This is a genomic window from Pseudomonas sp. ASL7, assembly GCF_056680375.1.
In genome coordinates this window covers 1170568-1183749 of sequence record NZ_CM155279.1, presented here as the reverse complement: position 1 = coordinate 1183749, position 13182 = coordinate 1170568, and the positions used below count along the sequence as shown (strand labels likewise).

Here is a 13182-nt window from a genome sequence, read left to right as displayed (position 1 = left end):
TATGAACAACCTGATCGAAATCCGTGACCTCAGCGTGGCCTTCAGCGGCCAGACCGTGGTGCGCAACCTATGCCTGGACATCCGGCCCGGTGAATGCCTGGCGCTGGTCGGCGAATCGGGTTCCGGAAAATCCGTAACGGCGCATTCGATCCTTCAGCTGCTGCCCGACACCGACACTGTGTCCACCGGCAGCATCCGTTATCGCGGCAAGGAACTGCTAGGCGCACCGCCCAACGTGTTGCGAGAGCTGCGCGGCAATCGGATGGCGATGATCTTCCAGGAGCCGATGACTTCGCTCAATCCGCTGCACAGCATCGAAAAACAGATCGGCGAAACCTTGCTGTTGCACAAAGGCCTGACCGGCAAGGCCGCGCGAGCACGGATTCTCGAGTTGCTGCATCTGGTGGGCATTCAAAAACCCGAAGAACGGCTTAAGGCTTATCCGCATCAACTGTCCGGTGGCCAGCGACAACGGGTGATGATTGCCATGGCCCTGGCCTGCGAGCCGGAGTTGCTGATCGCCGACGAGCCCACCACCGCGCTCGACGTGACAGTGCAACGCAAAATCCTGCTGCTGCTCAAATCCCTGCAACAGCGGCTCGGCATGTCCCTGCTGCTGATCAGCCACGACCTCAATCTGGTGCGCAGCATTGCCCAACGCGTGTGCGTGATGAAGGCTGGGGAAATCGTTGAGCAAGCGCCGTGCGAGACACTGTTCACCGAGCCGAAACACCCTTACAGCTGCGTGTTGCTGAACGCCGAGCCGGAAGGCGAAGCCCTGCCCCGGGCCGAGCGCGAGAACGTGCTGGAAGTGGACAATCTGACGGTGCGATTCGCCCTGAGTGACGGGTTGTTTCAGCGCAAGACGTATCTGAAAGCCGTGGACGGCATCAGCCTGAATGTTCAGCGTGGCAAGACGCTGGGCATTGTCGGCGAATCCGGTTCCGGCAAATCGACGCTGGGCCAGGCAATTCTGCGCCTGCTCGATTCCGAGGGCAGCATTCGCTTCGAGGGTGCGGCGCTGGACAGCCTGACGCAAAAGCAGCTGCGGCCGTGGCGCAAAAGAATGCAGGTGGTGTTTCAAGACCCCTACGGCAGCCTGAGCCCGCGCATGTCGGTGGCGCAGATCATCAGCGAAGGCCTTGAAGTTCATAGCCAGCTGAGCGCTGACGAATGCAAGGCCGAAGTGATTCGAGCCCTGGAAGAAGTCGGCCTCGACCCGCAAAGCCGGCATCGCTACCCGCACGAATTCTCTGGCGGGCAACGCCAACGCATCGCCATCGCCCGGGCACTGGTGCTTAAACCGGCGCTGATTCTGCTGGACGAACCGACCTCGGCGCTGGATCGCACGGTGCAAAAGCAAGTGGTCGCCCTGCTCCGCCAGCTTCAGGAAAAACACGGCCTGACGTACCTGTTCATCAGTCACGACCTGGCCGTGGTCCGCGCCCTGGCCCACGACATGATCGTGATCAAGGACGGCAAAGTGGTGGAAAGCGGCGCCAGCCATGACGTGTTCGATTCGCCGCAGCACCCGTACACCAAAGAGCTGTTGGCGGCGGCGCATCCGCGGTAGGCATAGAACCGCGTTACGGCCATCGCGAGCAAGCTCGCTCCCACAGTTGATCTATGTCGCTCACAAATCCCCTGTGGGAGCGAGCTTGCTCGCGATGAGGCCGGCACATCCACCCCGAACTCTGGACATGAAATCCATGAACACCACCGAAAGCCTCAAGGACTACCAGCGCGTGCGCCTGCTGGCGATCCGCTCGCTGTTTGAAATCATCGAGCAGTCCAGCGAAGGCACGGTGATTGTCGACCGCGACGCCAACATCGTCTGGATGAACGAGCGGTACGCCCGGCGTTTTGGTCTGGAGTCAGCCGAAGTGGCCATCGGCAAGGCCTGCGAAAGCGTAATCCCCGGCAGCCTGCTGCGCGACGTGGTGCGTACCGGTCGACCGATTCTGCTCGACATGCAGGACACCTCAAAAGAACCGCTGGTGGTCATGCGCCTGCCGATTCATGACGACGCTGGCGTGGTGATCGGCGCCATCGGTTTTGCCTTGTTCGACGAATTGCGCAGCCTGTCGCCGATGCTCAAGCGCTACATGAGCATGCAGGAAGAACTCGCCTCCACCCGCTCGCTACTGCGGGCACGGCAAACCAAGTACAACTTCGCCCATTTCATTGGCACCAGCGCGGCCAGCCTGGAGGTCAAACGCCGCGCCCGGCGCAGTGCCAGCACCGAGTCGCCGGTATTGCTGCTTGGTGAAACCGGCACCGGCAAGGAATTGCTGGCGCAGGCGATTCACGGCGCTTCGCCACGGGCGCACAAAGCGTTTGTCAGCATCAACAGCGCAGCGATTCCCGAGTCGCTGCTGGAAGCGGAATTCTTCGGCACCGCTCCCGGGGCCTTTACCGGCGCCGATCGCAAAGGCCGGGCTGGCAAGTTGCAGATCGCCCAGGGCGGTACGCTGTTTCTCGATGAAATCGGCGACATGCCGTTACCGTTGCAAAGCAAGCTGCTGCGGGTGTTGCAGGAAAAGGAATTCGAGCCGGTGGGCTCCAACGAAGTCATTCAGAGCGATGTGCGGGTGATCGCGGCGACGTCCACCGACCTGGAAGCGGCGATCAAACGCGGCGAATTTCGCGCCGACTTGTATTACCGCCTGAATGTGCTGCCGATCAACGTACCGCCGTTGCGTGACCGCCTTGATGACCTGCCGGCCCTGAGTGAAGCAATTCTGGAGGAGCTGCGCAGCCAGCATGAGCTGAACCGCGAAGCGCTGGCGTTGTTGGGTCAACATGCCTGGCCGGGCAATATTCGAGAATTGCGCAATGTGCTGGAGCGTGCGGCGTTGCTCAGTGATGAATTGATGTTGAATGCAGCGGACATCCGGGCGGCGATAGGGACATTTACCCCGGTGGAGCGTGACGCGCCGGTGGCCGTCGAGGTGGTTGCCCATGAGACCTTTAGCCAGGCTCGGGAGCGATTTGACCGCCAGTTGATTGAAACTACCCTTGTGCAATGTAAGGGGAAGGTGATCGAAGCGGCGGCGCGGCTGGGGTTGGGGCGGTCGACGTTGTACAAGAAGATGGTGGCGTTGGGGATTGTTGAGTCTCTTTAATGAGACACAGATCTCCATAGTTAGACAGACCATCGCGAGCAAGCTCGCTCCCACATTTGACCGAGTTACTTGGTCAAACCCGATCAAATGTGGGAGCGAGCTTGCTCGCGATGAGGCCGGCATCAACAACATAAGTCTCAAATTCAAGACACTGATCCTGAAACCCACTCAAAAATTACAAAATATCCTTATATTTCAATAATTTAATCGACTGGCACGAAACCCGCTATAGCGCTCTCCCACAGGCTTCACCACACAAAAATAACAATCAAGGAGACACACCATGAGTGTGATCATTGCCTTGGCAGCCCTCGCGCTGCTGATGCTCGCGGCCTACCGTGGCTACAGCGTTATCCTCTTCGCCCCGATTGCTGCCCTTGGCGCTGTCCTTCTCACCGACCCATCCGCCGTCGCCCCAGCCTTCACCGGGGTGTTCATGGAGAAGATGGTCGGTTTCATCAAGCTGTATTTCCCGGTGTTCCTGCTCGGTGCCGTGTTCGGCAAGCTGATCGAACTGTCGGGTTTCTCGCGCTCCATCGTCGCAGCGGCGATTGGCCTGCTGGGCACCCGCCAGGCCATGCTGGTGATCGTGCTGGTCTGCGCGCTGCTCACTTACGGCGGCGTGTCGCTGTTTGTGGTGGTGTTTGCGGTCTACCCGTTTGCCGCTGAAATGTTCCGCCAGAGCAACATTCCCAAACGCCTGATCCCGGCGACCATTGCCCTCGGCGCGTTCTCCTTCACCATGGACGCCCTGCCCGGCACGCCGCAGATTCAGAACATCATCCCCAGCACCTTCTTCAACACCACCGCCTGGGCTGCACCGTGGCTGGGTGTGATTGGCGCGATTTTCGTGTTCTGCGCCGGCATGCTGTTTCTGCAACGCCAGCGCAACAAGGCCCAGCGCTCGGGTGAAGGCTATGGCACCGAGTTGCGCAACGAGCCGGAAACCGCAGCCGATATCAAGCTGCCGAACCCCTGGATCGCGCTGTCGCCGCTACTGGCGGTCGGCATCATGAACCTGTTGTTCACCCAGTGGATTCCTCAGTGGTACGGCAAGACCCACACCCTCGCACTGCCGGGCATGGCCGCGCCGGTGACCACCGACATCGCCAAATTGACGGCGATTTGGGCGGTTCAGGCAGCCTTGCTGGTCGGCATCATCATGGTGCTGGTATTCGGCTTCCAGGCGATTCGCAGCAAACTGGCCGAAGGCAGTAAAAGTGCGGTCAGTGGCGCGCTGCTCGCGGCGATGAACACCGCCTCGGAATACGGTTTCGGTGCGGTGATCGCCTCCTTGCCGGGTTTCCTGGTGCTGGCCGACTGGCTCAAAAGCATCCCCAACCCGCTGGTCAACGAAGCGATTACCGTTACCTTGCTGGCCGGCATCACCGGTTCCGCGTCGGGCGGCATGAGCATTGCGCTGGCGGCGATGTCCGAGAGTTTCATCAGCGCCGCCCACGCCGCCAATATTCCGCTGGAAGTGCTGCACCGGGTTGCCGCGATGGCCAGCGGTGGCATGGACACCCTGCCGCACAACGGCGCGGTGATCACGTTGCTGGCGGTCACTGGCCTGACCCACCGTGAGGCCTATAAAGACATTTTCTGTATTACGATCATCAAGACCCTGGCGGTCTTCGTAGTGATTGGCACTTTCTACGCCACTGGCATTGTGTGAGGTATTCATGACGACTCTTTCGGGCAAGACTGCACTGGTTACCGGTTCCACCAGCGGCATTGGCCTGGGCATCGCCCTCAGCCTGGCCAAGGCTGGCGCTAACGTGGTTCTCAATGGTTTCGGCGATGCCGCCGCAGTCATCGCGCAGGTCCAGCAGTTTGGCGGCAAGGTCGGTCATCACCCGGCCGACGTCAGCAACCCGGTGCAGATCGCCGAGATGATTGCTTACGCCGAGCGTGAATTCGGCGGCATCGACATTCTGGTCAATAACGCCGGCATCCAGCACGTCGCTTCAGTGGAGGATTTTCCTGTAGAGCGCTGGGACTCGATCATCGCGATCAACTTGTCATCGGTGTTTCACAGCACCCGACTGTGCCTGCCGCGCATGCGTGCGAAGAAGTGGGGCCGGATCATCAACATCGCCTCGGTGCATGGCCAGGTGGGGTCGGTGGGTAAGGCGGCCTATGTAGCGGCCAAGCATGGGGTGATCGGTTTGACCAAGGTTGTGGCGCTGGAAACGGCCACCACCCACGTTACCTGCAACGCGATCTGCCCGGGCTGGGTGCTGACCCCGCTGGTGCAAAAGCAGATCGATGACCGCGCCGCGAGCGGAATCGACCCGCAACAGGCCCAGCATGATTTGCTGGCCGAGAAGCAGCCGTCGCTGGAGTTCGTGACGCCGCCCCAATTGGGCGAGCTGGTGCTGTTTTTGTGCAGTGAGGCCGGTAGCCAGGTGCGTGGTGCGGCGTGGAATATTGATGGTGGGTGGTTGGCGCAGTGATCATCTGCTAGACCGTGTCATCGTTCTTCGCCAGCAGGCTCGCTCCCACAGGGGATCGCACTCAATGTGGGAGCGACGGTGCGGCGATCCGACCTGCTCGCGAATGGATCTGCAGATAAAAGAAGAGGCAAGCCATGTCCGAAATTCTCTGGCAACCCAGCATCGAGCGCATCAACAAAACCCGTATGGAGGCCTTTCGGCGCTTCATCAATCAGCGGCACCACCTCCACGTCGACGACTATCCGGCCCTGCACCAATGGTCCATCGATCAGCGGGTCGCGTTCTGGCAGGCCATCGTCGATTTCTTTGACATTCGCTTTCATCAACAGCCGGACGCGGTGCTGCTGGAAGGCCCGCAGATGCCCAGCGCCCAGTGGTTCCCCGGCGCGACCCTGAATTTCGCCGAACACCTGTTGCGGCGCCGTGACGATGCAGTCGCGGTGGTGGCGATTGGCGAGAACGGCCAACGCGAACAGTTGACCTGGGGCGAACTGGCGGAGCATGTCGCCGGTTTTCAAAACAGCTTGATCGCCGCTGGCGTCGTCGTCGGCGACCGCGTGGCCGCCTGCATGCCAAACACCTGGCAAACACTGGTGGCCATGCTCGCCACCACCAGCCTGGGCGCGATCTGGTCTTGTTCTTCGCCGGATTTCGGCACTCAAGGCGTGATCGACCGCTTCGGCCAGATTGAGCCGAAGGTGCTGATCACCTGCGCCGGCTACCGCTACGCCGGCAAAGAGATTGACCAGAGCGCCAAGGTCAATGAAATCCTCGAACGGTTGCCGTCGTTGCAGCAGTTGATCGTCGTGCCTTACGCGCGGCCGCGGGCGCGTATCGAAGACTTCCACACCCAAGCCGATGTGGCGCTGTGGGAAGACTTCTACAGCCCGGGCGGCGAGCCGGATTTCGTTGCCGTACCCTTCGCGCATCCGCTGTACATCCTCTATTCCAGCGGCACCACTGGCGTGCCGAAATGCATCATTCACAGCACCGGCGGCGTGTTGCTGCAACACGTCAAGGAACATGGCCTGCACGGAGACCTCGGCCCCGGCGACCGCCTGTTTTACTACACCACCTGCGGCTGGATGATGTGGAACTGGCTGGTGTCGGCCCTGGCCGTGGACTGCGCTGTGGTGCTGTACGACGGTTCACCGTTCCACCCCGATCCGGAGCGTCTGATCGATTTGATCGACGACGAACGCATCAGCGTGTTCGGCACCAGCCCCAAGTACCTGGCGACCCTGGAAAGCAACGGCGTGAAGCCCCGGCAAAGCCATGCGTTGAGCAGCCTGAAAACCCTGCTCTGCACCGGTTCCGCGCTGTCGCCGCAGAGCTACGATTACGTCTACCGCGACTTCAAGGCTGACCTGTGCCTGGCCTCGATGTCCGGTGGCACCGATATCGTTTCCTGCTTTGTGAACGGCAATCCGCTGCAACCGGTACGCCGTGGCGAGATGCAGGGCAAAAGCCTGGGCATGGCCATCGAAGTCTGGAATGACGAGGGTCAACCGGTCATCGGCGAGAAAGGCGAGCTGGTCTGCACCCGGCATTTCCCGGCCATGCCCGTCGGCCTGTGGAATGACCCCACGGGAGAGAAACTGCGCGCCTCCTATTTCACGCAGTTCCCCGGTGTCTGGGCCCAGGGCGATTACGCCGAGCAGTTGCCTCATGGCGGGATGATGATCCACGGACGCTCGGACGCCGTGCTCAACCCCGGCGGCGTGCGGATCGGCACAGCGGAAATCTACCGTCAGGTCGAGAAAGTCCCGCAGGTCATCGACAGCGTGGCCATCGGTCAGCAATGGCAGGATGACGTGCGGGTGGTGCTGTTCGTGCGCTTGCGTGACGGTGTGGCGCTGGACGCTGCGCTGGAGCAGCAGATTCGCCAGGTCATTCGTGCCAACACCACGCCCCGCCATGTGCCGGCGAAGATTGTTGCCGTGACGGACATTCCCCGGACGATCAGCGGCAAAGTGGTCGAGCTGGCGGTAAAAAACGTGGTGCAGGGCCAACCGGTGAAAAACACCGATGCGCTGGCCAACCCCGAAGCGCTGGAGCAATTCCGCAATCGCCCCGAGCTCAATAACTGACGCCTGTAGGAGCGAGCTTGCTCGCGAAGGACGTTAACGATAACGCGTTCTTCCTGATTGAACGCGCTGCTCTCAAGTCCTTCGCGAGCAAGCTCGCTCCTACAGGGGATCGGTGTCAGTCCATCAGGCCCCATTCGCGGGGCGGCGCATGGGCGCCCGGTGATACCTCGGCGTGCAATTTGAGCCGCAACCTCAAATTGTTCACCGAATCCGCGTGTTTCAACGCTTCTTCTTCGGTGATCGCACCTTCCACGACGAGCGTATAAAGCGCACAGTCGAACGTCTGCATCCCCAGTTCCGTCGACTTCGCCATGATCCCCTTGAGCTCGTCGAACTCGTTGCGCCGGATCAGATCGCCGATGGTCGGTGTCCCCAGCATCACTTCAACCGCTGCCCGGCGCTGACCCTCTTGGGTGCGCACCAATCGCTGGGAAACGAATGCTTTGAGGTTGTTGCCCAAGTCATGCAGCAATTGCGACCGGCGCTCTTCAGGGAAGAAATTGATAATCCGGTCCAGTGCCTGATGGGCGTTATGGGCATGCAGGGTGGAAATTACCAGATGGCCGGTATCGGCAAACGCCAGTGCATGCTCCATGGTCTCGCGGTCGCGGATTTCGCCGATCAGCACCACGTCCGGTGCCTGGCGCAGGGTGTTTTTCAAGGCGGCATGAAAACTGCGGGTATCGACGCCGACTTCCCGCTGGTTGATGATTGATTTCTTGTGCCGGTGGATGTACTCGACCGGGTCCTCGATGGTGATGATATGGCCACTGCTGTGGCGGTTACGGTAATCGACCAACGCCGCCAGAGAAGTAGACTTGCCCGAATCGGTGGCGCCGACAAACAGCATCAGGCCTTGTTTGAGCATTACGGTGTCGAGCAGCACCGGCGGCAGCTTGAGGTCTTCGAAACGCGGAATGTCGAGTTTGATGTTGCGCGCCACGATCGATACATCGTTACGCTGCTTGAAGATGTTGACCCGGAAGCGTCCGATCCCGGGCAGCGAGATGGCCAGGTTCATTTCCAGCTCCCGGTCGAACTCCAGGCGCTGTTCGGCGTCCATGATGGACGCGGCGATGGCCGCAACTTCCCCCGGTTTGAACGGCAGGTCCGCCAGCGTTTTGAGGACACCGTCGAACCGCGCGCTGGGAGGCGCACCGGTGGACAGGTAGAGATCAGAGCCATTCTGGCTGGCCAACAGCTTCAACAGTGCATCGATTTCCATGGCAAAAAGCACTCGCGAAGCATTCAATGAACAAAGACCCAACGCGGGTCACATGTAGGAGCGAGCTTGCTCCGGGCGGCGTTCCGACGATGGACTCAAGAGCGGCGCGTTTGTTCAGAAAATACGCTTTATCGTTTACGTCCATCGCGAGCAAGCTCGCTCCTACACAACTGGCATTGCCCAGCGCGGGTCATCCAGCATTTACCGCCCGGCAAGGATAGTAGATGCCGCTACACCGACTTAGGCAGGACATATAGATGAACGCATCACCGATCGGCAGCGATGCCCAGGCCTTGATTGCCAGACTGGACTGGACGCGCACTCCCCTGGGCGCTGCCAGTACCTGGCCGCAGAGCCTGCGAACCGCCGTGGACATCGTGATTCATTCGCCGATGCCGATGCTGTTGCTGTGGGGGCCAGACCTCACGCAAATCTACAACGACGGTTTCGCCCTCCTCGCCGGCAGCAAGCACCCACACGCTTTCGGACAACCGACACACCAGATCTGGCCAGAACTCAAAGACTTTACCGACCCGATTTACAGCGCCGTCCTACAAGGCCAGGTGCGCACTTACAGCGAACAGCGCTTTACCTTGCAACGCGACGGTCGCGACTCCGACTTCTGGCTGGACCTGACCTACAGCCCGATCCGCGATGAAAGCGCTGAGGTCGCCGGGATTCTGGTTACGGCGATTGAAACCAACGAGCGTCGACGTATCGCCCTCGAACTCGAACAGCGCTCGGCGGCCAGCCTCAAGGCCCAGCACGAAACCGAAGAGCGACTGCAACTGGCCCTCGCCGCCACTGACGCCGTCGGCACTTGGGACTGGGACATTGGCGAAGACCGCTTCATTGCCGACACCCACTTCGCCCAACTGCACGGGATCGACCCGCTGCTCGCCAGCCAGCTGCCCATCAGCGCCTACCTCCAGGCCGTGCACCCGGAGGACCGCGCCATGATCGCCCGCGGCATCAAGCACTCGATCGCCCATGGCAGCGAATACGCTGAAGAATATCGCCTGCTGCAGCCCGGCGGCCAACTGCGCTGGGTGTTTGCCCGGGGGCGTTGCTACAAGGACCACCATGGCCGGCCGATCCGGTTTCTCGGCGCCGCACTTGACCTGACCGAACGCAAAAACACCGAGCAAGCCCTGCGCCAGAGCCAGACCGAGCTGCAGCTGATCATCAACGCCATGCCCATCCTGATCAGCTATGTGGACCGTGAGGAACGCTTTCGCCTGAACAATTCCGCGTACCTGGACTGGTATGGCCTCACGCCCCAGGAGTTTTATGGGCGCACCATTCTTGAAGTGCTGGGCGAGGAAGCCTATGCCTTGCGCGCCGAACACATTGCCGAGGCGCTGGCCGGCAAGGCTTGCTCTTTCAGCGTCAGCACCCCGCACCGCGATGGCAGCACCCGCCAGGCACTGATGAACTTCCTGCCGCGTCACGGCCCGGATGGGGCGGTGAATGGTTTCTACATCTTTGTGATCGATGAAACCGAGCGCAAACAGACCGAAGAAGCCCTGCGCAATCTCAACGAAACCCTGGAGGAACGGGTCGCCGCCCGAACCCGGCAGTTGGCCGAAGCCAACGAAAAACTGCAAAACGAGATGTTCGAACGCGAGCGCGCCGAAGAGGCCTTGCGGCATGCACAGAAAATGGAAGCGGTCGGACAGCTCACCGGGGGCATCGCCCATGACTTCAACAACATGCTCACCGGAATCATCGGCAGCCTCGATTTGATGCAGCGCTACATCGCCGACGGGCGTGCCGCCGAGATTGGCCGTTTCACCGAAGCTGCGGTGTCCTCGGCCAATCGCGCCGCCGCGCTGACCCACCGACTGCTGGCGTTCTCCCGGCGTCAGTCGCTGGATCGCAAGCCGCTGAACGCCAATCAACTGATTCATTCACTGGAAGATTTGCTCAGCCGTACCAAGGGCGAACATATCGAACTCAAACTGCAACTGGCCGATGAAGTCTGGCCGGTCAGCACCGACGTCAGCCAACTGGAAAACGCCCTGCTCAACCTGGTGATCAACGCGCGAGACGCCATGCCCGATGGCGGCGAGTTGCTGATCGAAACCGCCAATGTCTACCTCGACAGCAGTGAAATCTCCACGCTGGAACCGGTCAAGGCTGGGGATTACCTGATGATTGCCGTCAGCGACAACGGCACCGGCATGACGCCATCGGTGTTGGCCAAGGCGTTCGAGCCGTTTTTCACCACCAAACCCATTGGCCAGGGCACCGGACTCGGGTTGTCGATGATTTACGGGTTTGCCCAGCAATCGGGCGGCCACGTGAGCCTGTTCAGCCTGCCCGGCCAGGGCACCAGCGTTCGTTTGTACCTGCCAAGGCTGTACGCCGTGGAGCCGGAAAATATCCTGATGCCGGTGACGGGCGAAACGCCGGCGGCGATTGCCGGTGAAACAGTGGTGTTGGTGGAAGACGATCCGGCAGTGCGCATGCTGGTGCTCGACCTGCTCAATGAGCTGGGTTATCACGCCCATGAAGCCGAAGACGCGAAGTCCGCCCTGCCCCTGCTGGAGTCTGATCTGCGGGTCGATCTACTGGTGACCGATGTCGGGCTACCGGGGATGAACGGTCGACAACTGGCGGAAATCGCTCGTCAGCACCGTCCCGAACTCAAAGTGCTGTTCATGACCGGTTACGCGGAAAAAGCCACCGAACGCCAGGGTTTCCTGGAGGAAGGCATGGACATGGTGGCCAAACCTTTTTCCATCGACCTGTTGGCCACCAAGATTCGCACGATGATCGGCCAACCGGACTGAGTTAAGGCATAATCGCGCGCCCCGCTGTCACCACCGTTACAAGGTATCTGCCCCAATGAAAGCTCAAGCCCGCCATATTCTGGTGAAAACCTCGGAAGAAGCCGAGCAGCTCAAACAACGCATCGCCAAGGGTGAAGCGTTCGATGTGCTGGCCAAAAAATACTCGACCTGCCCGTCCGGCAAACGCGGCGGCGACCTGGGTGAAGTACGGCCGGGTCAGATGGTGGGGGTGATTGACGCGGTCATTTTCAAGAAGCCGCTGCGGGTCGTGCATGGGCCGATCAAGAGCAAGTTCGGGTATCACCTGGTGCAGGTGTTTTACCGGGATTGAGGGCCCCTTCGCGAGCAGGCTCGCTCCCACAGTTGACCGCATTCAACTGTGGGAGCGAGCCTGCTCGCGAACCGATGGCGCAGTCAGCGGCCATTCACCGCTTACCTCGGGATCAGTGCCCCCGGCACCTGAATCACTCGACTCGCCAGCTGATGCCCGGCCTGCGCCGCGTCGACCGGACTGCCCCCTTTCAGGCGGCTGGCCAAATACGCCGCACTGAATGAATCCCCCGCCGCCGTGGTGTCTACTACCCGTTCGACCACCTGCGCTGGCACTTCAAACGACGCTCCATCACAGCGAATCAAACACGCCTCGGCGCCGCGCTTGAGCACCACTTCAGGCGTGCCAATCTGCTCGTAAGCGGCAAATATTGCCTCGCAATCGGAAAAATCAAACAACGCCTGTTCGTCATCGACAGTCAGTAACGCCAGGTCGACGTAAGGCAGAACACTGCGATAAGCCGCTTGAGCGTCTTCGATCGATGCCCATAGACGCGGCCGGTAGTTGTTGTCGAACACGATCCGCGCATCCCGTTGCCGGGCTTCGATCAGGGTTTCCAGCAACTTTTCCCGCCCCTGCACACCGAGCACGGCCAAGGTAATGCCGCTGAAATACAGCACGTCGTAATCCGGCAGTGCTTGCAGGATCGGGGCGGCAGCCGGGGTGGTGAAGCAATCACGGACGGCGGCTTCATTGCGCCAGTAAAGAAAACGCCGCTCGCCGGCGGCGTCGGTCTGGATGCAATACAAACCGGGCAATCGGCCGGGTAAACGCTGAACCATGCCCAGTCCGATGTTTTCATCGGTCCAGCTCTGGCACATGGCATCACTGAAACTGTCATCGCCCAGGGCGGTGACGTAATCCACCGTGCCGCCCGCGCCCAGCTCCCGGGACAGGTAGACCGCCGCGTTCAAGGTATCGCCACCGAAGCTCTGTTGCAGACTGCCGTCGGCGCGTTGCTGCAACTCGATCATGCATTCGCCGATCAGGGCGATGCGCGGAGTGTTCGGGCCGAGTGTGCTGATGGTGTTCATGGTGTGGGGTCTCTGGTGTTGCGATGTTGTCTGGGAGGCCGCCATCGCGAGCAGGCTCGCTCCCACATTGGATCTCAGTGTTCACACAATCCCTGTGGGAGCGAGCTTGCTCGCGATAGCCGCGCC

9 protein-coding genes are annotated in these 13182 nt (G+C 60.7%); 7 read left to right on the top strand and 2 right to left on the bottom strand.

Annotated features, from left to right (window positions below; translation table 11 throughout):
• Position 1 precedes the first annotated feature (1 nt).
• The 5 genes from AC1MDT_RS05445 (at position 2) to AC1MDT_RS05425 (ending at position 7671) form a co-directional block, all read left to right on the top strand.
• Positions 2-1573 (top strand): ABC transporter ATP-binding protein, encoded by a 1572-nt coding sequence (locus AC1MDT_RS05445; protein WP_480421060.1) that lies wholly within the window; start codon positions 2-4, stop codon positions 1571-1573.
• A gap of 136 nt (positions 1574-1709) precedes the next feature.
• A complete protein-coding gene (locus tag AC1MDT_RS05440) occupies positions 1710-3125 on the top strand; it encodes a sigma-54 interaction domain-containing protein (RefSeq protein ID WP_480421059.1) in 1416 nt (471 codons plus the stop codon).
• Positions 3126-3408: 283 nt separating this feature from the next.
• The gene (locus tag AC1MDT_RS05435; RefSeq protein ID WP_480421058.1) at positions 3409-4800 is read left to right on the top strand and encodes a GntP family permease; all 1392 of its coding nucleotides are present in this window, start codon (positions 3409-3411) and stop codon (positions 4798-4800) included.
• 7 nt (positions 4801-4807) lie between these two features.
• Positions 4808-5581, top strand: a complete 774-nt coding sequence (locus AC1MDT_RS05430; RefSeq protein ID WP_480421057.1) for a 3-hydroxybutyrate dehydrogenase — start codon at positions 4808-4810, stop codon at positions 5579-5581.
• Between the two features lie 134 nt (positions 5582-5715).
• The gene (locus tag AC1MDT_RS05425) at positions 5716-7671 is read left to right on the top strand and encodes an acetoacetate--CoA ligase (protein WP_480421056.1); all 1956 of its coding nucleotides are present in this window, start codon (positions 5716-5718) and stop codon (positions 7669-7671) included.
• Positions 7672-7786: 115 nt separating this feature from the next.
• Here the strand turns inward: AC1MDT_RS05425 and AC1MDT_RS05420 are convergent, their stop codons facing one another.
• On the bottom strand, positions 7787-8896 hold the full coding sequence (locus tag AC1MDT_RS05420; RefSeq protein WP_480421055.1) for a PilT/PilU family type 4a pilus ATPase: 1110 nt from the start codon (positions 8894-8896) through the stop codon (positions 7787-7789).
• Positions 8897-9153: 257 nt separating this feature from the next.
• Between AC1MDT_RS05420 and AC1MDT_RS05415 the strand changes: the two genes are divergently transcribed.
• A complete protein-coding gene (locus AC1MDT_RS05415; protein ID WP_480421054.1) occupies positions 9154-11691 on the top strand; it encodes a hybrid sensor histidine kinase/response regulator in 2538 nt (845 codons plus the stop codon).
• 55 nt (positions 11692-11746) lie between these two features.
• Positions 11747-12022, top strand: a complete 276-nt coding sequence (locus AC1MDT_RS05410; RefSeq protein WP_007898282.1) for a peptidylprolyl isomerase — start codon at positions 11747-11749, stop codon at positions 12020-12022.
• A gap of 101 nt (positions 12023-12123) precedes the next feature.
• Here the strand turns inward: AC1MDT_RS05410 and AC1MDT_RS05405 are convergent, their stop codons facing one another.
• Positions 12124-13056: a sugar kinase gene (locus AC1MDT_RS05405; protein WP_480421053.1), complete on the bottom strand. Its 933-nt coding sequence runs from the start codon at positions 13054-13056 to the stop codon at positions 12124-12126.
• Positions 13057-13182: the final 126 nt, after the last annotated feature.

What these genes read in the sequence shown, in the direction of transcription:
- AC1MDT_RS05445 (WP_480421060.1), top strand. Translation starts at nt 2, where the DNA reads ATGAACAACCTGATCGAAATCCGTGACCTCAGCGTGGCCTTCAGCGGC.
- AC1MDT_RS05440 (WP_480421059.1), top strand. Translation starts at nt 1,710, where the DNA reads ATGAACACCACCGAAAGCCTCAAGGACTACCAGCGCGTGCGCCTGCTG.
- AC1MDT_RS05435 (WP_480421058.1), top strand. Translation starts at nt 3,409, where the DNA reads ATGAGTGTGATCATTGCCTTGGCAGCCCTCGCGCTGCTGATGCTCGCG.
- AC1MDT_RS05430 (WP_480421057.1), top strand. Translation starts at nt 4,808, where the DNA reads ATGACGACTCTTTCGGGCAAGACTGCACTGGTTACCGGTTCCACCAGC.
- AC1MDT_RS05425 (WP_480421056.1), top strand. Translation starts at nt 5,716, where the DNA reads ATGTCCGAAATTCTCTGGCAACCCAGCATCGAGCGCATCAACAAAACC.
- AC1MDT_RS05420 (WP_480421055.1), bottom strand. Translation starts at nt 8,896, where the DNA reads ATGGAAATCGATGCACTGTTGAAGCTGTTGGCCAGCCAGAATGGCTCT.
- AC1MDT_RS05415 (WP_480421054.1), top strand. Translation starts at nt 9,154, where the DNA reads ATGAACGCATCACCGATCGGCAGCGATGCCCAGGCCTTGATTGCCAGA.
- AC1MDT_RS05410 (WP_007898282.1), top strand. Translation starts at nt 11,747, where the DNA reads ATGAAAGCTCAAGCCCGCCATATTCTGGTGAAAACCTCGGAAGAAGCC.
- AC1MDT_RS05405 (WP_480421053.1), bottom strand. Translation starts at nt 13,056, where the DNA reads ATGAACACCATCAGCACACTCGGCCCGAACACTCCGCGCATCGCCCTG.